Annotated in this window: 10 protein-coding genes; 7 read left to right on the forward strand and 3 right to left on the reverse strand. The window is 39.4% G+C overall.

Annotation, left to right across the window (positions count from 1 at the left end):
- Nucleotides 1-31 precede the first annotated feature (31 nt).
- From I6J03_RS18040 to I6J03_RS18050, 3 genes are all read right to left on the reverse strand, one after another.
- Nucleotides 32-745 (reverse strand): YARHG domain-containing protein, encoded by a 714-nt coding sequence (locus tag I6J03_RS18040; RefSeq protein WP_003003246.1) that lies wholly within the window; start codon nucleotides 743-745, stop codon nucleotides 32-34.
- A 211-nt stretch (nucleotides 746-956) separates the two neighbouring features.
- A complete protein-coding gene (locus tag I6J03_RS18045; RefSeq protein WP_003003243.1) occupies nucleotides 957-6,836 on the reverse strand; it encodes an alpha-2-macroglobulin family protein in 5,880 nt (1,959 codons plus the stop codon).
- A 168-nt stretch (nucleotides 6,837-7,004) separates the two neighbouring features.
- Nucleotides 7,005-7,430: a hypothetical protein gene (locus I6J03_RS18050; RefSeq protein WP_003003241.1), complete on the reverse strand. Its 426-nt coding sequence runs from the start codon at nucleotides 7,428-7,430 to the stop codon at nucleotides 7,005-7,007.
- A 252-nt stretch (nucleotides 7,431-7,682) separates the two neighbouring features.
- On the opposite strand from I6J03_RS18050, the gene I6J03_RS18055 reads away from it, so the two are divergent.
- The 7 genes from I6J03_RS18055 (at nucleotide 7,683) to I6J03_RS18085 (ending at nucleotide 20,030) form a co-directional block, all read left to right on the forward strand.
- Nucleotides 7,683-8,285: an RNA polymerase sigma factor gene (locus tag I6J03_RS18055; RefSeq protein WP_003003237.1), complete on the forward strand. Its 603-nt coding sequence runs from the start codon at nucleotides 7,683-7,685 to the stop codon at nucleotides 8,283-8,285.
- Nucleotides 8,286-8,339: 54 nt separating this feature from the next.
- Nucleotides 8,340-9,503: a FecR family protein gene (locus tag I6J03_RS18060; protein ID WP_003003235.1), complete on the forward strand. Its 1,164-nt coding sequence runs from the start codon at nucleotides 8,340-8,342 to the stop codon at nucleotides 9,501-9,503.
- 131 nt (nucleotides 9,504-9,634) lie between these two features.
- Nucleotides 9,635-12,901 carry a SusC/RagA family TonB-linked outer membrane protein gene (locus I6J03_RS18065; RefSeq protein WP_232279607.1) on the forward strand — a complete coding sequence of 1,089 codons (3,267 nt, stop codon included), beginning with the start codon at nucleotides 9,635-9,637 and terminating at the stop codon, nucleotides 12,899-12,901.
- A 12-nt stretch (nucleotides 12,902-12,913) separates the two neighbouring features.
- The gene (locus tag I6J03_RS18070; protein WP_039989512.1) at nucleotides 12,914-14,395 is read left to right on the forward strand and encodes a RagB/SusD family nutrient uptake outer membrane protein; all 1,482 of its coding nucleotides are present in this window, start codon (nucleotides 12,914-12,916) and stop codon (nucleotides 14,393-14,395) included.
- A gap of 256 nt (nucleotides 14,396-14,651) precedes the next feature.
- A complete protein-coding gene (locus tag I6J03_RS18075) occupies nucleotides 14,652-15,260 on the forward strand; it encodes an RNA polymerase sigma factor (RefSeq protein ID WP_003003229.1) in 609 nt (202 codons plus the stop codon).
- Nucleotides 15,261-15,326: 66 nt separating this feature from the next.
- Nucleotides 15,327-16,502 (forward strand): FecR family protein, encoded by a 1,176-nt coding sequence (locus tag I6J03_RS18080; protein ID WP_003003227.1) that lies wholly within the window; start codon nucleotides 15,327-15,329, stop codon nucleotides 16,500-16,502.
- Nucleotides 16,503-16,640: 138 nt separating this feature from the next.
- Nucleotides 16,641-20,030 carry a TonB-dependent receptor gene (locus tag I6J03_RS18085; RefSeq protein WP_003003225.1) on the forward strand — a complete coding sequence of 1,130 codons (3,390 nt, stop codon included), beginning with the start codon at nucleotides 16,641-16,643 and terminating at the stop codon, nucleotides 20,028-20,030.
- The last annotated feature ends 16 nt before the right edge of the window (nucleotides 20,031-20,046 follow it).

The raw sequence follows: 20,046 nt of genomic DNA on the forward strand, positions 1-20,046 counted from the left end.
ATGACTATTTGTTGTGTAATTTTTTATTTGTTTATCCTGCTACAATTACCTTGTCAAATCTGAGTTTACCCTGAGCGAAGCGGAACACATATAAGTAGCTGGATTCCGGACTGAATGTGGTCGGGTAGATCGTGTTTCCATTCCCTATATCAGAGATTCCGCGGAGACTAAAATTGAAAGTGACGGTATTACCGACAATCTGTAAGGTATATTCTTTGATGATATCTCCGTTATCTTTGCTGACTTTGTACAGACCTTCATTTTTATACCAATGAATATCATCCAGAAAAATTTCGTCCATCACATTGAGAATATAATCGTTATTGTCTTCCGTTTTGTAACCAAACTGGCTTTGGAGAGCTGCTTTATTTTTACTCATCACCAGTGATTTGATTTTTTTGAGTTCAGCGATAAGTTGTGCTCTTTCAGCCAGGAGGACTTTAGTCCTATCCTGTAAGAGTTTTATATTTTGATTTTCAACCTTGTTATATTCCAATGTATAATTAGCATTAACCGGTTTGTACCAGCTTTTGTCTGAGTAGTAGCTGTCTATTTCTGAACTCTGGAAAACATAACCTTTGCGGGCAAAAAGATCATTCGTTAAATAACGTATTTCATCTATACTCAATTCTTTGATCTGATCAGCTTTAATGAGTTCTGTGGCACAAGTTGAACAGTCCTTCAGCGTCTGTGCAGCAGCGTATTGTGAAAAAACAATCAGAAATAAAATTAAAAGATTTTTCATTGCGCTATTGTGTTTTTTTTAATTCAGTTAGTGTCTCGGGATATTGTATATTTTCAGCATAAATGTATAACTCTTATTGTAACTTGTAAAGGGAGGATCTATATTCGCAGGAGTTGGGTAAATATTTGCAACCCGGAAACAAACGAATAGTCTCTTACTTTATAACCGAAGCAATTCACATTAACAGAATTGCTTCGTTTTATTTGTATTACTACTTAATCTCTACTTTCAGATTTTCGGATCTGGCATTCACAGAAGGATCATACATGCATTCTGCTGTGCTGATACCTGCATCAAACAGCCCTATATTATTCGCTTTGACTTCATATTCCAGCTCATGTCTTCCTTTCGGCAGTATATCATAGAAATAGTTTGTCGAAGCGTCTTTCAGCGTGAAATAATAACCTGATCTCCACTGATATCCTGAAGCCTTGTATTCGGGCTCTGTACCGGAAGGACGGCTGTCTTTGATATGCACATATTCCAGTGCTGTATCATTGATAATCGTCAGTCTGACTTTTACCCTCTCACCGAGATTGAAACTTGTACTTTCAATCCATTTTCCTGCCCTTTCTACATAATACTTTTTGTATACTGACAGGCTGTTGGCTGTCGCTTTGATTTCATCAACGGGAACAAAATACTGATGGTATATACCACCGTAAACCGTTCTGCTGGTATTGTTATTACGAACAGTAATATGCTGATTTCCTTTTAAATCATCCTTTTGAATTTCTTTATTAATCTGACCCATTACCTGCTTATCCATCTCGGTTTTCTGATCATTAATGATTACTTCGGTGGTATTTACCATAGAAAATTCTTCAGGGTTATTTGCCAGTAACAGTGCATAGATGGCATCTACAGTCATCCAGGTTGTTCTCCAGTGGTTTGACTGTTTATTATAATAGATCCACTGACTGATCTGTCGAAGTTTGTCCGGATCATTGAGTTTATACGCTTCTGTCATATACGACTGCTGGCTGGTCGCATTATAGAGCCTGCTGTTGCTTTCCCAATACATTCCTTTGGCTGTATCGGTGATAGCTTCCTGTTTTATACGGTTTTTGATATAATCAGCCTGTATTCCTGTTCCGTATAACTGATTTACAATCCAGGCTTTAGCAGCAGATCCTGCAGATCCTTTGGCTGTTATTTCTGCTGATTTGGCCAATTTGGAACTGAGTTTTTCCAGTTCGGTTTTATTTCCGGGAGTATAGGCATTCCAATAGTGGCGGGCAAAGAGGTAGCTTAGCGTTTGTTCAACATTACTCTTTTCACCGATCAGATTCTTATCCTGATCCAGATAACTCACTATTTTTTTAGAACTGTTCTGAATCGTATTGCTGACTAATGTTTTGTCCAGATAGAGTACTTTTCCAAATATTTCAAGAATACGAATCGAGATATCTGTATTTTCTTTTCCACCTTCAAACCATGAAAAAGCTCCGTTTGGTAATTGATTTTTGATAATCTTTCTTTCCAGGTCACTCAATTCCGATACAATATCGGAGTTAAACAACTTCGCCAGTGCTTTGAATTTTTGTTGCTCTCCCTTCACATCGCGAAGCCACGGCATTTCTTCCAGAGTCAATGTGCTCAGCTTTGTGTTTTCTTCTAATCTGCCTTTGCTGTTCTCCTGATCTAATGCTTTGAAATAATCCGATATAGCAGGGTAGTACTTCTGTACATACTGGATCATTTTCAATCCAAACCATTTGCTGCTCAACTGTTCGCTACATTCATAAGGGTAATTTTTCAGGTAATCCAAAGCTGCAATAATTTCAACAATAGGATTGCTCTGGATCTGAATTTTGGTCAGCAGATTATCTTTTCCAAATGAAGCTACCTGATAAGTCTTGCTTTGCTCCGGTTTTAGTATAATCTTCTCTGTATCTGTGACCAGAATCTTATTGGAAAGTATCGGTAGTTCATGCACTTCTCCATCAGAGAAAGCATCTGTAGCCGCTACTATTTTGATTTGTACGACAGGAATATCAGTTGAAACTTTTAGTTCCCATTCCACCATGGTATTATTTTCGGCTGATACATTGAATGACTGGTAAGCCTTGTCATCCAGAAAAGCTGAAGATATTACCTGATTATTTTCGGGATTGATAATTTCTATTTTGGCGTTACCGGATAGTGTGTTCTTGCCTAAATTCTGAATTTGAGCTTTGATTGTAATCTGATCTCCATTTCGCAGATAACGCGGAATATTAGGGCTGACCATCAGCTCTTTCTGTGTCTGCGTCATAAAGGTGGCTGATCCTGCTTCCAGATGCTGTCCATGTGCAAATAACAATAGTTTCCATTTTGTCAGTGCTTCCGGACTGTCAAATTCGAAAGATACGAGACCATCTTTATCTGTATACAGGGTAGGGTAGAAGAAGGCGGTTTCCTGCAGATTGGTGCGTACCTGTGCTGCATTCATTTTTTCTTCTTTTTCTTTATACTCTTTTGTCGTAATAATAATGACACCATTCATTCCTCTGGATCCGTATAATGCAGATGCCTCGGCTCCTTTAAGTACAGCCATATTGTCGATCTTATCAGCTTTAAGACTTTGTAAGTTAAATGCATCCATGATCTCTCCGTCAACTATATACAGAGGAGACTGTGCTTCCGGTGCTGCTGAAGCCATCCCTCTGATCTGTACACCAGACGCAACTCCTGTTACGACTACTTCCTGTAATTCTGAATCATTGAGTTGATCATACAATACACCGTTTGACTCCGAACGGGAACGAAGACTGACATAACGTTTTGTTGTTGGAGATAACTGACTCAAATTGCTGTTCCATAATCCGTAATTACGGATTTGAGGCGCAGCATCATTTACTGAGCTATCTTTTCTTGTATACCCGTATGGTTTGAATACATTATATGTCTGATTAAATTCTCTTTTAAGATAATAGAGATCGAATCCGTAATAATATGGGTATGTTAAGTCAAATTGATTGGTAAATGAATGCGGGACGAACATGTCAAGAGCGCTGTCATACATAGTCGCCAGCACTTCTGTCGGGATCTGTTTATCTTTTTGCGTAATGGTGAAGCTCCATTTTTCTTTTTGTCCGGGTGTTATTTTGTCTCTGAATGTTTGTTGTTTAATCTTTAACTGTTTACCTGTTGTCTGTATAGGTAGGTATAGTTGTACCGTTTCTATTTTGTTGTCTTTTATAAGCAGTACATTTATCTTAGGTGATTTTCCTATGTAATCATTTGTCAGCTGAAAAGTATACTTTCCTTTTCCCTGATGGAGGGGAATTATCTTAGTCTCCTGCTTAGTATTGCCTATGATTTCTGATATAAATACAGTGCTGGCTTCTTTAAGATCCGTTTGGATTAAGACTGTTACTTTTTCATCGAGTGCATATGTTTTTTTGTCAAATTTGGTAATTAGAAAATCCGAATTACTGATCTTGAACGTTTCCGGTTGCAGCACCCGGACAATATATGATGCAGAGACAGTATCTTTATCTTCTACTGTAAAGGCTTTCACCTCATATTCACCATAAGGGAATAAAGTACTATCTATTTGTATAGTGTTGGATTTGTTGGTGTCAAAGAGGTATTTGCTGACGAGTTCTTTATTGTTATTCTCAAATTGGACACGATCAAATAGGTTAGGAAAATACTTTTCATACTGATCTGCATTTAAGAGATGATATCCTGTTTCAAATGAAAATGACAAATTACTACTTGGAAGAATCGTTGATGATTTTTTGATTCGGTAGATCTCAATTTCTCCGGCAAAAGCATAAGGCTGATAATTCAGGTTAGTTGTGTTTATTTTGATTTCTTTCCATTTCTTATCTAACAAAACAGGAGGAAGTGTTATTGAAAGAGATTTTTGTTTATCCGCATATTTGTAATTTGTGCTTGCAGTTTGCATCTCTCCGGTGGTATTTACTGCCTCAGCTGTTACCTCTATTCCAAATTTTGTGCTGCTTTTTAAACTGTCCAGACTCAGCGGTAAAGAGATATGGAACTTGCCTGCCTGATCGGTAACCGTCGTTGAGTCATATGTTAAAATAGACTTCCAGTTATTGTGATCCCTTACTTTCAATGAGTAGCGGATTGAAGTCTGTGGCAAAGAAACTCCGGATAATGTTTCTGTTTTTCCTTCAAACTTTACCGTATCTGTCCTGCTGTATGTTTGTTTATTAGGTTCAAAAAATACCTTGAAAGTAGGCCGTTTGTATTCTTCAACTTTGAAATAATCGGACTGTATCTGTTTTCCGTTGTGTGTAAGTTCAATTCTGAAATTTCCATTCAAAGTCTTTACCGGTAAACGGAATTCTCCATTTACAGAGCCAAAAGTATTTGTATTAAGCAATAAAGAATCTACAAGTTGATTATTTGCATCTTTAAGATAGAGTTTTACTTTTTCACTGGCTATAATTTTGCCATTCATTAGCGCACTGTTATACAGAATTGCTTTGAGATATACGGTCTGACCGGGTCTGTAAACAGATCGATCCGTCATGATCAGGCCAGTTATCTTTTCCGTATCTCTTTCTTTACTTTTACCTCTTTCTTTATAAACATCTGCATTTTGAAGGTTTTTTAGATCGATAAGTTGATTTTCGTCAGGAATATAAAGGTGGTAATTATTTAATATGTCTTTAGTAGCTAAAGTAATCTCGCCTTTTGCATTGGTTGTTTTAGTAATCAGATGGATTAATTTTTTGTCTTTATTCTCGTAAAATCGTACGATTTTGTTTGCAAAGGGATTTCCGGTCACCCTGTTTATTAATGTTAAGTTATAAGTCGCAATACGAGATTGGTAATTTTGACGTTCGCCGGTGGCTGAAACGAAGATATCACTAATTGTTATTTCTGTAGAATTTGTTGTTTTATACAAATCATCATCTTTAAATTCCGGATTATTGGATATTAGTATAGTGTAATTACCTGGCGCAAGAGGATTCAGTTTATAGATACTGTTATGGTTTTCATAATCATCAAATAGACGAAGATCCACTTTTTCTTCATACACTAATTTTCCATCGAAACTGACCTGATAGGATAAGGTATCTAATTCTATTTTTCTTTCTTTGAAATGATTGGGTGTATTGTTTTTGTTATAAACTCTAATGTAGAGTTGGTTTGTATTCGTGTGGTAGATTTTTATTGGTGTATATTGTTGAACTGGTGCGAATGTGGTATGCTCAATCCGTAATTCTGCCTTTGTTATTTCATTATATGTTTTCCTGACATTTGCAATCCAAGGACTTCCGGGATATCTGTTAAGGGTTTCATTTAACAGAGACACTCTTTCTTTAGCTGTGGGAGCATAAGGAGCTACTAATGCTATAATGTTTGCGTTATAATCCGATCTAATGGAATCCAGTTTCTTTTTGATATTCGGATAATCTCTGATTTGATCTAAAAAGTGACCATCGAATATTTTACGAAACGTAACAAATGAATTAGCATTGTCATACTGATATTGTTTATTTATAAGGCTTATTTCTTTGGTTAGTGAATCAGCCTTTCTGTTTTGATCTCGCTGATAATCAAGGAAATTGAGGTAATTATAAGCTAATAAGTGGTATAAGGAAGGCGAAAGTTCTATATTCTGAGAAGAAGTGAGAAGTGTGCCCCAATCTTCGGTCTTCTCCTTAAGCAGTCTCTCTTTATCTGCTAAGGACTGTCTGAATATGGAGTCTATTTTATAGAGTTCGGTAGCTCTCTGTACCGGGACAATCGCACTTTTTTCCAGTAACTGATGGATGTTCGCAGATAAGAATACCGCATAGAAATTTGTCAGAACCTGTTGTTCAAGAGGATTTGCCTGTTTAATATTATTTTTAAAATGATTCTGAAGTACTTTAAAAGAAGCCTCCGTAGTCTGGTTGATAGTATGTGCTCTGTTTTCAGCTAGAAAAGCGCGAACCCATTCCGGACTATTATTTGTTTCCCGGGCTTCTGCCTTGATATCGGCCAGTATCGGAAGTGTCTGTTCATAGTTTTTGATGTTGATCAGCTCTTCAACTTTTTTCCATTTGGGAGAGCTTTCTTTCTTTTGTGCTTTTACAAAAAGAGGTAACAGGGCAATGACAATTAATAAAAGGTTTTTCATAATCCGCTTTTAAAGACTTATTACTATAATAATACGTACAATTTTTGGTAACGGATGCAGAGCTTTCTATAATTCCATAACAGATTTTATATTTTTTTAAATTTTATAAAACAGAAAAAGCCCGCGTCTCCACGCAGGCTTTAGGTTGAAACAAAAATACCCAAGTTTTTAGGGGTATGTGGTTAACACTTTACTCACTTTCCAGACATCCTGACTGCGGGTAAGGGTTATGTAGTCTACACGAGTGAAGTTCTTAAAAGTCATTGTTGCTTTCGCCAGGCAGATATCACTGTTTTCATCCAGCACCTGATATGAAGTGATACAGTCGTATTGCAATCCTTTAGTGTTTTTCAGGAATTCAGTGTATTGGTTTTTGTTGAATTTTTCATTTGGTTTACTTGCCGTGTAGTATTCAAAATCTTTGGCGAATAGCTGATTGTTAAAGTTCAGGTTGCCTAATGTAGTTGCTTCCAGAAATGATTTGACTGTACTTACCGAATTAGTTTTTACCGGGTTTGTATTTTCGCTGGCGAAAGCACTTAGAGAAGTAACCAGGATCAGAGCAGTTGCGATGGATTTGATTGCATTTTTCATGTTATTTAGTTTCTTTAGTTTTTGTTGTTATGTGTTATTGTTTGAATCAAAAGTAGGGTAGAATGTGCTGTCAGGGAATAGAGATTAGATCAATAGGGGTAAAAACTCGGCAAAACCGGGGCTTCTGTCGGTGAAATTATCTTGACCGAAAGTCTGCTGTATGGAAATGCCTGTAAAAAAGCAAAAGAATATATTTGTAGCAGGCATTTATCTTGTATACGAATAAAACTCTTACATTTATGCACAAGAGAAATGGAATTAAATAGTATGGTTGATGTGACATCCTTATCGGAAGAACAACTGGTAGCGCTATTGAAGGATAGCCAGCAGCATGCTTTTAATGAAATCTATAAACGTCACTGGGCCGGAATTTTTTTGGCAGCGAAAAACCGGCTGTCTAATGAAGATGATGCTTATGAGATTGTCCAGAATATCTTTCTCAATCTTTGGCGCAAAAGAAGTTCTTTTGAACTGACCAAAAACTTTGCTGTGTATTTTGCTACAGCAACTAAGTATGAGGTTCTTAAGTCATTATCCAGACAAGGGCATATCGAACAGTATCGGAATGTATTACGGACTTCTGTTTCAGAAAGAGATGATTCTACAGTAAATCAACTGGAAACAAAGGAACTGTTGGAATCACTGGAACAATCTATTCGTGTACTTCCTGAAAAGTGTCAATTAGTATTCAGACTAAGGGTGGAGAAGGAGTACAGCCAGAAGGAGATCGCAAAAGAGCTCAATATATCCGAGAAAACAGTAGAAGCTCATCTCACCAAAGCCCGTAAGCATATCCGTAATGATCTGGGCATTCTTGCATTCATACATCTGGTACATTATTTAAAAAATTTTTAATTTCCACTAAGGGATATTGCTGTTTCAGGGGGCTTACTTATATAACCCTTTATTATGAAGCAGAAACCGGAACCGCAGAGACTCCAGTATTTGGCCGAAAAATGGCTGAATGGAACAATTTCAGCAGCTGAGAAGCAGGAATTTGATGAATGGTACTACTCTTTTGAGGACCATATTGTGACGGATCATACGACTGAAGAGCTGGATGCTGTAGCTTCAGATCTTTACAAAAATATTCAGCTTCGGGCCGGAATGACAGTCCCGCCCCGAATTTCAAAGATTTATCCTTCCAGGCGTATACTGTATTGGGCAGCTTCTGTTTTGATACTGATTAGTGCAGGCATTATTTTGTACCTCAGACAGGAGAATGTTCAGCATCAGTATGCCAAAACTGCTGTTATTATACCCGGGTCCAATAAAGGAAATCTGCAATTGGGAGACGGTAATGCCTACGATCTGGAGCAGCTTGATACGGGCGTTTTTCTTAAAAGAAGCGGTGTTGAGATTATCAAAACCAGAAAAGGCGAAATTAATTATACAGTTAGTTCGATCGAAGCATTGAATCCTCGCGAAATTGTTGATAACAGCGTATCTACGCCAAATGGCGGACAATATAAAATCCAATTGAGTGACGGTACGCGGATATGGCTGAATGCAGCATCAGCGATCAGATTTCCAATAGCATTTGTCGGAGATCAGCGTATGGTTGAATTACAGGGAGAGGCTTATTTTGAAGTCGCAAAAGATGCCAGGAAACCTTTTATTGTGAAAACAGGTAAAGAAGAAATTCGTGTTTTAGGAACACATTTTAATGTGAACTCATATGACGGAGAGCCGGTGTCAAGAGTGTCCCTGTTGGAAGGGAAAGTAGAAGTACTCGCTAAGCAGGGGCTTTACAAAACCCATCTCACGCCGGGACAGCAGACTGTAAATACCGCTAAATCACTAACCGTGGAATCGTTCAATATGGAAGAAAGCATTGCATGGAAGAATGGCGAATTTATATTTAACAATGAACGTCTGGATCAGGTCATGCTGAAGGTAGGACGCTGGTATGATGCTGATATAACTGTAGATCCGGACATTGCAAAAATATTGATCTGGGGATCTATTTCTAAATCCGAACAGATCGATAAGGTGTTGAAACTGATGCAACTAACGAATGAAAATATAAAATACCGAATAGAAGGAAGGAGGATATATATGAGTCCAAAATAACCATTAACCGATAGCATATATATAAAATAAGCTAGAGAAGGTTGAAGGCTTCTCTAGCAGAGATAGTATATATTCTACATTGTACTGACTACAAGTATTACCAATGTAAAACCTTACACTAATCAAATATAATGAAAATAACCTCTAATTATGGGAAGGAAGGCTATTGCAGATACTCTTCTGTCCGAAAAATACTGATTGTGATGAAACTCATTACATTATTCATGGTGGCGGCGCTCTGTCAGGTACAGGCTCTTACACATGCACAGTTAGTCACGCTCAAAGGAAAAAATGCGAGACTCACCGATATTTTAAAAGAAATAAAGAAACAGACCAAATACGATGTGATAAGCGAATCCGGTATCGTGGATCGCCTGCGGGTCGAGGAAGTCGATCTGAAGAGAGTCACCCTGGATAAGGGACTTTCACAGCTGTTGGCTCCCTTTGCACTGGATTTTGTAATTGAAGACAAAGCTATTGTTATAAGACGATCTTCAGTTGCTACAATGACTAAGACAGAAAATACAACGGTTGTACAAACAACCATAAAAGGTAAAGTCAGCGGAAAAGACGGGCAGGCTATCAAAGGAGCCACAGTACAGGTGAAGAATACACGTGAAGCTACAGCTACAAAAGATAACGGAGAATTTGAGATTTCAGCCAATTCTGGTGATCTGCTCCTGATTAGTTCCGTGGGATTCGTAGCGCAGGAAGTGCCTGTACAAGGTCGGGGATACCTGACTGTAGTACTTGAGGCATCCAATAGTGCACTGGATGAAGTCGTAGTAGTGGGATATGGAGAGCAAAAGAGGAAAGATGTACTTGGAGCCATCAGTACGGTTACATCAGAAGATTTTGATGAACGACCATCTACCAATCTGGGCTATTCTATGGAAGGTAAATCTGCCGGGGTGATGATTACACGTCCATCCGGTAAACCACAGAATGGGATGAGTGTACGTGTACGAGGTACAAACTCTATTACTGCCGGTAGCAATCCCTTATACATTGTGGATGGTGTGCCGACTCAGTTGATATACGATATTAATCCAAATGATATAGAAAGTGTGTCTGTTCTTAAAGATGCGGCATCAGCAGCTATCTATGGTGCTTCGGGAGCAAACGGGGTTATTCTGATCACGACTAAGCGCGGAAAAGAAGGTACTTCCAGATTAAAACTCTCCGGTTATACGGGGTTCAGCCGGATCGCAAAGAAAATGGATGTACTGGACAGAGATCAGTATATATCTCTGATGAACGAAATCGGGCAGGTTGCTGATTGGAGTAAGTATACCGCCAATACAAACTGGAGTGACGAAGTATTCCGGGTGGCCCGGCTTCAGAATTATCAGATGACAGTAGAAGGTGGCAATGCAAAAACCAAATACTATCTTTCCGGAGCATATTCCAATGAAAACGGAGTAGTGAAAACAAACCTTATCAAACGAGGTACTGTCAAAATGAATCTGGATCAGAAGGTGAATGACTGGCTGAGTGTTGGGACAAGTATTAGCTACGCACGTTGGTTTGATAAAAATATAATCGATAATTCGGGATCAGGCAATGCGGGGGTGATTATGAATGTGCTGACCAGTTCTCCGGTGATCGGTATCTACAATGAGGACGGTACATTTACGGCTAATCCTCTTCGGTTATCTTTCAACAATCCTGTTGCTTATATAGACGGTTCTGTAAACGGATATAATAATAACCGCTTCTACGGCAATATTTTTGCAAATATTGATCTGCTGAAAAATCTGAGATTCAGATCCATGTTTGGATATGATAACTATAACAGTAAATACAATTATTTTTTAGATCCGTTTAAAACAGATTGGGGAAGAGTAAACCGTGGTATTGCCAATCTTTCCAATGAGCAGAGTGAATACTGGTTGTCAGAGAATACATTAGAATATAAACAGACATTTCAGGATAAACATAATCTCGAAGTATTGGGAGGAGTGACCAGTCAGCGTAAATATGGAGAATCCAGCAGCATTGAATCTAAAGGATTCAACAGTACCTCTGTACAAACGGTCAACGGTGGAACAATATTTACAAATCCGATAACGGCTAAGAGTCAGCGGAGTAACATCTCCATTATTGGCCGTATACGCTATTCATTTGATGATAAATATCTGTTGTCCAGTAATTTCAGAGCGGATGCTTCTTCTGTATTCGGTCCGGACAATCGCTGGGGATATTTCCCTTCTTTCTCAGCAGGATGGCGTCTTTCTCAGGAAAATTTTCTTAAAGACGTGTCGGCTATCAACGACCTGAAGATCAGGTATTCATGGGGGCAGGTAGGTAACGATGCAATCGGTGCCTACAGTTGGTACGGAATCGTATCACCCGGAATCAATATGATTCAGGGTGGTCAGGTCGTAGCCGGTACGGGACCATCCACTCCGGAAAATACAAGTCTGAAGTGGGAAGCTTCAACACAGAATAACCTGGGACTTGATGTAACTATCTTAGACAACAGGCTGACATTTGCCTTTGATGTATATCAAAAGAAGACAAAGAATCTGTTGTTAAATAAACCGCTGGCTCTTTCCAGTGGTTTTACAGGAGCATTACAGAATATCGGAGATCTGGAAAATAAAGGATTAGAGCTGACAATATCTTCCAAAAACCTGAAAGATAAGCTGATCTGGAATACGGATTTTAATTTCTCACTCAATAGAAATAAGGTCGGATATATAGGAGGACAGGATATCCTTGACGGATATATTCCTTTACGCCAGGAGGTATCATTGATTCGTGAGGGTTTGCCTTTAGGTGTATTCTGGGGATATCGTTCACTTGGAGTAGATCCTGCTACAGGGATGATGAAGTATGAAGACCTGAATAATGACGGAAGTATAGATGACGCCGATAAAATGATCATCGGTAATCCCAATCCCAAATTTGCATTCGGTTTGAATAACAACTTCCGGTATAAAAATTTCGGCCTGTCTTTCTTTTTGCAGGGTATTTCCGGTAACGATGTATTCAATGCCACACGAATTGAAACTGAAGGAATGAATGATTTCAAAAATCAGTCTGTTAAAGTCCTGAACAGATGGACAACAGCAGGACAGCAGACTGATATCCCGAAAGCGATCTATGGAGATGTTACTAATTCAGACATTTCTTCCCGATTTGTTGAAAACGGATCTTATATGCGGTTGAAATCTGCAACGCTTAGCTATAGTTTTCCAACTAACTTGCTCAGCAAATTGAAAATAACGGAATTGAGTTGCTATCTGACCGGTGAGAATATCTTTACCGTAACAAAGTATTCCGGATATGATCCCGAATCCAGCGCCTATGGCAATAACGGAGCCTTCGGCATCGATTTTGGTACTTATCCACAGGCCAGACAATTTATTTTTGGTGTGAATCTAACCTTTTAATCTCCTGAAGCAATGAGAACGAATTATTTTACACGAATCATATTCATCTTGATGATGATCCCCGGACTTTCTTCCTGTGAGAAATTCCTGGATAATGCCCCCATGTCAGAAGCGACTTCAGGCAATGCGTACCGTACAGCAAGTGATCTGGACGCTGCATTGGTAGGTGCTTATCAGACATTCTATACGGAATATTTTATTTGGGAATATTTTGTAGTATCTGATGTCCGTTCGGACAATGCCTATGCCGGCGGGGATGCGGATGAAATATACCAGTACGATGACCTCGATATTTCTCCGCTCAATTCTCGAATACTAGGCACCTGGCAGCAGCTGTACAATGGTATATCCCGTGCCAATCTGGTCATCGGTAAAGCTGCAGAGCTGCAGGATCCGGCTTTGGATGTCAACAACCGCAGAGAGAATTTAATTGCTGAAGCTAAGTTTCTGAGAGCACTTTTTTATTATGAGTTGGTCAGACAATTTAGAGAAGTACCTATTGTGACAGCCTATGCAAAGATTAATCCGGAAGATGCCAATATTAAAAAATCCACCGAACTGGAAGTCTATAATTTTATTGTTAAAGATCTGGAAGACGCTGCGATATTACCCACTACCTACAGTTCTTCTTCATTAAGTCAGTCTAAAGCAACTAAAGGTGCCGTTTATGCTTTGCTGGCAAAAGTCTGGGCTCAGCGTCCGGATCGTGATTACAATAAAGTGCTGCAATATACAGATGAAGTAGAACGTCTGGGCTACGATTTACAGGGCAGTTTTGATGAGCTGTTTGATGGCACACACTACGATAATAAAGAAAGCATATTGCTGATACAATTCAAGGAAGGTACAAATCAATCCAACTGGGGACCACAGATGTTGCTCCCTTCATCACTCTCAGGAGATGACTGGCGCAAATACATTACACCATCCAAAGATCTTGTAAAAGCGTTTGATGATGCCGGAGATCATATCCGGAAGGATGCCAGTATCTTATTTGACGATGCGGGCTGGTCTGATGAGTTCTGGAAACCTTGCCCCACAACGGGACAGATACCTTTTGCCTACAAATTCAGACATGCCAGCGGTTGGATGAGCGGAGACCATATTTACATCCTGCGATTTGATGATATCTTGTTGCTCAAAGCGGAAGCTCTCAATGCTCTGGGAAGGTCAGGAGAAGCTTTAGCTCCGTTGAATAAGATCAGAGACCGGGTAGATCTGCCTGCTCTGGATATTCAGAATAAAGATGCTTTGTTGCGTGCGATACTGAATGAACGCAGGTTAGAATTTGCATTTGAAGGCGATCGCTGGTATTCTTTACAACGGACGGGGATGCTGAAATCCACCATGGACAACCTTAAAGAATATCGTCTTATCTGTGGAGGCAACAGTACATTAATGGATTATGGTATGAATGATAACAGGATGTGGCTTCCTATTCCGCAGAGTGAATTGAACAGAAATCCGAATCTTGTTCAGAATCCCGGCTATTAATTACTATTCTGATACTAAATCTATTCAGAACCCCCGGTCTTCTAAAAACAGATCGGGGTTTTTTCTTCTGTTTCTGTATTTTTCAGACTATTTTGTTGTGGTCATGTTTGGAAATTGTCAAGAAATAAGGGCTTCTCCGGTGATTTTCTAAATAAATAGTTACTTTTGCACGTAAGGTTTTGAAAAGTAACGCCTTTCAGGGGTGTAAACCTGCAAATATGTCTATACCTATCCTCAACTAAACTAACGGAGCATAATGTATCCTTTACAACATGAAGAAGAGTTTGTGAAGCATCTTTCTGAAGGATCTCAGAATGCTTATGAACTTCTTTTTTCCAGATATTGGACTCATGTGTTTGCTGTAGTCAGGCTACTTGTTAAATCACAGGAACAGGCAGAAGATATCACACAAGAGATATTTGTCAAGGTATGGAACCGAAGAAAGGATTTGGAAGAGATTAAAAATATTAAAGCCTATCTCTACACTATAGCCCGGAATACAACACTGGATCATTTGCGCAAAAAAGTGCTCGTTACCGAAAATCTGGAACAAATGATTCACTATTTTACCGATCATGCACTCACCCCTGTACAGCGCATAGAGTATAAGGAGCTGGAAGATATAATATCCAAAGGTATCGCGACATTACCCTCCAAAGTAAAAGAAGTGTTTGTGATGAGTCGTATAGATGGACTTTCACACGAAGAGATCGCTGCAAGGCTGGATATATCTGTCACATCTTCAAAGACCTATGTGGTCAGAGCGCTGAAATTATTAAGACTTTACATGTCAAAAAACACAGACCTCCAGGTACTGGTATTAGCGGTATTATTGTTAGAAAAAATCATATCCCAAACAAAATGATTTTTTTTGTCTTCCTCGAAGATCAGATTACGTCTATAGTTATGTAAAGCATTTATTAATCTTTTGATGAAGGACAAAAAAACGTTCGAAATACTGTATACCAAATATGTAGAAGGATCTCTTTCCGCAGAAGAACTGCTGGAATGGGTGGAAGTATTTCAGCATCCGGGAAATGAGCAATACTTAGCTGAACTGATCGGACGTACCTTTGATACATACAAAGTCCCGGAAGATCCCGAGGCCGCGAAGCAGGCTTTTCATAGATTTGAAAGATTAATTGATACAGAAGATACCTCCTCTGATACACCTTCATTACCCTTGAATAAAAGTGTATTCCGCATCTTCAGACAATGGAAATACGTAGCGGCAGCCCTGCTTTTGAGTATAGCCTCATACGGAATCTATCAGTATACATTACGGACAACTCCGCAAAATCATATAGCAAATCTTTCAAAACAAGATGTTGCTCCCGGTGGTAATAAAGCTATTCTGAAAATGGAGGATGGCAGTGAAATAAAACTCGGACCGCAGGGTGAACTCATCATAAAAGGAGACAGGTTGGAAGATGGGGAAGGGAATATGCTGTTAAATGGTCAGTCCAAGGAAACATGGCAGAGCATAGAGGTGCCAAAAGGAGGTCAGTATACTATAGTCTTGTCGGACGGAACAAAAGTATGGCTGAATGCAGACTCTAAAATGAAGTTTCCGGTCGAGTTTGTTGCTCAGCAACGTCAGGTTCAGCTGCAGGGTGAAGCTTATTTTGAAGTGACAAAGGATACATCCAAACCATTTATTGTCAAGAGTGCAGAACAGCAGATCGAAGTATTAGGTACCTGGTTTAATATATCCGCATATCCGGAAGAACCCGCGGTTACAACCTTGGTTTCCGGCAAAGTAAATGTATCTGCATTCGGAAAACAGGTGGCATTAACGCCGGGGATGCAGAGTGTTGCGGATGATCAGCAACTTCAAAGTAAGCAGGTAGATGTAGAGCCAGCTGTGGCATGGAAAGATGCCAAATTTGTATTCGTAAAAGAACCTCTGGAAGATATTATACGTAAGCTCGAAAGATGGTATAATGTTGACTTTGTCATTCAGCCCGGATCAGAAGAATTAAAGAAAAAAACATTTAGCGGCTCATTATCCCGCAATGGTAAACTGTCTGAAATATTAAATCTGTTTAAAATCACCGAAACCATCAGGTTTGAAATTAAAGGAAGGAGGGTTTACCTGATGAAATAAACCTCTACTAATCAAAAAACCAGAAGCATTAATACTTCTGGTTGACCTAGGCTAATGAAATTAAAAGCGATGTGAATAAGTAAGACCCTTCGAAAGTAATACCTTGTCCCTTCGCTTAAACCTAAACTCTTCAAATATATGAATTATAATGTGGGATTGGGAGGACTACGTACTGTTCTCCTGAAATTATTATGGGTAATGAAAATTACTGTCTTCATGCTGGCTGTAGCTTTTGTCCTCGTATCCTTTAAGGGTGAGGCACAGACCATTAATATCCGGGGTAGTCACCTGCGGATTGAAAATTTAATCAAAGAAATTCAAAAACAATCAGGATATAACTTTTTGTTTGATGATCAGCTTCTCGAACGTACAAATGTTAAAAATGTACATATTGTCAATGCATCTGTCAAACAGGCTCTGGATGCTATTTTCAATGAAACAGACATTGCATATGTCGTGACTGATAAAAATATAGTCCTTAAGAAAAAGAAAGAATTGGGTGTGGCGGTCTCTATCCTGACGTTGCAGGAAGAAGTCATTAAAGGCATTATTCGTAATGATCAGGGTATTGTACTGCCTGGTGCAACTATCCGTAATAAACGAAGCGGGCTTATTGTTTCTACCAATAATGAAGGAGAGTTCAGCATCCGTGCACAGGCAGGTGATGTTCTTGAATGCAGTTTTCTTGGATACCAAAGGGCAGAGTACAAAGTTAAAAATAATGAAAATGCTGCAGTTGTGCTTTCTAAAGCAATAACTGAACTTAACGATATTGTTGTAGTGGGGTATGGTGCCCAGCAAAAGAAATTGGTCGCGGGAGCTATCAATACGATCAAAGGGGATGAGCTTGCAAAATCTCCGGCAGTCAATCTATCTAACACCTTAATGGGAAGGGCTCCCGGAATATCGTCTACGATGACTTCGGGAGCACCTGACCGTGACCGTGCGACTATCAAAATACGCGGAATGGGTGAAGCATTGATCGTTATTGACGGAGTGGCCAGAGAAGGGCAGGGAATCATTGGTATGGAAATGGATAAACTGGATCCCAACTCCATTGAAAGTGTTACTGTGCTTAAGGATGCTGCCGCTGCGGTATACGGTACGCGCGGTGCAAATGGTGTAATCCTCATTACCACCAAAAAAGGTAATAAAGAGCGCCTGGATATTCAGTACAGCGGACAGTTTGGTTTTCAGGAAAGTACCAGATTACCTCGTTTTCTGGATTCCTATCAGTATGCATTGCTGAATAATGAGATGTATGATAATGATGTAGCTGAAAAAGGTTCTTCACCACGCAGTAAGTATACAAATGATGAGTTGCAAAAATTCAGAGATGGCACCGATCCGGATCGTTATCCGAATACAGACTGGTATAAAGAAGTGCTTAATAATACAGCAATGCTGCAACGCCACAATGTAAATGTAAACGGAGGCAGCAAAAATGCCCGTTACTTCGTGAGCGGAACCTATACCGATCAGGATGGTCTGATGAAAACCTCCGGCCTCAAAAGATATGGCCTTGTCAGTAATACAGAATACGATGTGACGCCAAATACAAATCTTTCCGTAGGTATTAACTATATCAGTGAGACGGCAAATAATCCGGCAGCATATGCAGAGACGATCTTTAGCAGACTGGCTTCATTGGGATCTATAGCTCCGGCTAAGTTCTCTAACGGATATTACGCTTATTCCGGATTTTCAGGTAATCCCTATTCAGATGTATTAGCCGAAAGTGGTTATAACCGGACCACAAGAAACGTATTTACAGGTTCATTCCGATTGACACAGCAGATTCCTTTTATTAAGGGATTATCCGCAAGTGCTGCAGTAACTGTAGACCGTAACAACGCTTTTCAGAAAGGATTTACTACACCTGTTCCGCAATATACATTAGCACAGGACAGAGAAGAATATACGTTGCAGAATGGTTCGGAAAAACCTTACCTGAGTCAGTCTTACAACCAGAATAACAATGTCAATGTACAGGTGAAATTAAACTATAAGCAAAAGTTTGGAGACCACCATGTCGATGCAATGGCACTTTATGAACAAAATGAATTTAAAAGTGAAATGTTCTCCGCCGACAGAAGTAACTTTCCTGTAGCGAGCTTAGATCAGCTTTTCCTTGGAGACGCCAGTACCCAGAAAAACTTAGGTTCTTCTACAGAAAATGCAAGACAAAGTGTCGTTGGCCGTCTTGTATATAGCTATGATCAGCGTTATGTGGTAGAAGGAAGTTTCAGATATGACAGTTCACCTTACTATCCGAAAGGAAAGCGTAATGCATTTTTCCCGGCAGTATCAGCCGCCTGGATTGTATCTGAAGAAGACTTTTTCAAAGAGCGTTTCTCATTTGTTGACAATCTGAAAATCAGATCTTCATTTGGACGGTTAGGAAATGATGGCGGTAGCTTGTATACCTATTTTTATAATTATGCCATCATGCCGGCTGGATATGTATTCGGGACAAATAATGCGATTACTCCACTGACCAGAATTTCAAATCTTACTGTTCCTAATACGAATATTACCTGGGAGAAAGTAGATGCCTTTGATATCGGAGTGGATGCCATTCTATGGAAAGGTAAGCTGGGATTTGAGCTGGATTACTATAATAAGAATAAGTTTGATATTCTGCGTTCCAGATCATATGATGTGCCATTGTCATTTGGTATGACTCCTGCTTTGCAGAATTTTGCAAAAGAAAGATACTATGGCTATGAAGCTGCATTGTCACATAGAAGCCGTATAAAAGATGTACAGATCAATGCCCGGATCAACATGACGTATACAAAAAGCCGTGCAGTAGATTATGGAGAAAACGATGCTGTATTGCCGGGTTTACGTCAGGAAGGATCTGCTATTGGAATGGTTCGTATTCTGAATGCAAAAGGTATCTTCAGAGATGAGGCAGATGTGGCCAACTGGCCTAAATATCTGAGCAGTCCTAATGGCACTCCTGTTACTCCGAAGCCGGGAGATATCAAGTATGAAGATATGAACGGTGATGGGGTAGTAGAATTGTACAGTGGTAGCCCGGATCGTGCATTTGAGGCCCGCTATATCAATCCGCCGACTGTATACGGAATCAATCTGGGTGCAGCATGGAAAGGTTTATCTGTAGATGCATTTTTTCAAGCCTCTACAGACGTATTTATCAATTATACTGCTGCCAACGATATTGCTAATTTCTATGAACTTCATTTAGACAGATGGACTCCGGATAATCCGGACGCCAGTTATCCAAGATTATTGTCTAATCATGAGAATAACAGACTTCCATCTACTTTTTATGTGAAAAACGGAAACTATATCAAATTGAGAACAGCACAGCTGGCTTATGATATTCCAAAAGACTGGATCAAAGCTGCAGGTCTGAGATCTATGAGTATCACTGTGCAGGGGCAAAACCTGTTTACGATCAGTAAAAACAGAAGATATGATCCGGAATCTACCGGTGCAACAGCCAACTTATATCCTCCACAACGCATCTACTCTATGGGAGTTCGCGTAGGTCTTTAACATTTAATGCATTTGA

The organism is Sphingobacterium spiritivorum (assembly GCF_016724845.1).
Taxonomy (GTDB): domain Bacteria; phylum Bacteroidota; class Bacteroidia; order Sphingobacteriales; family Sphingobacteriaceae; genus Sphingobacterium; species Sphingobacterium spiritivorum_A.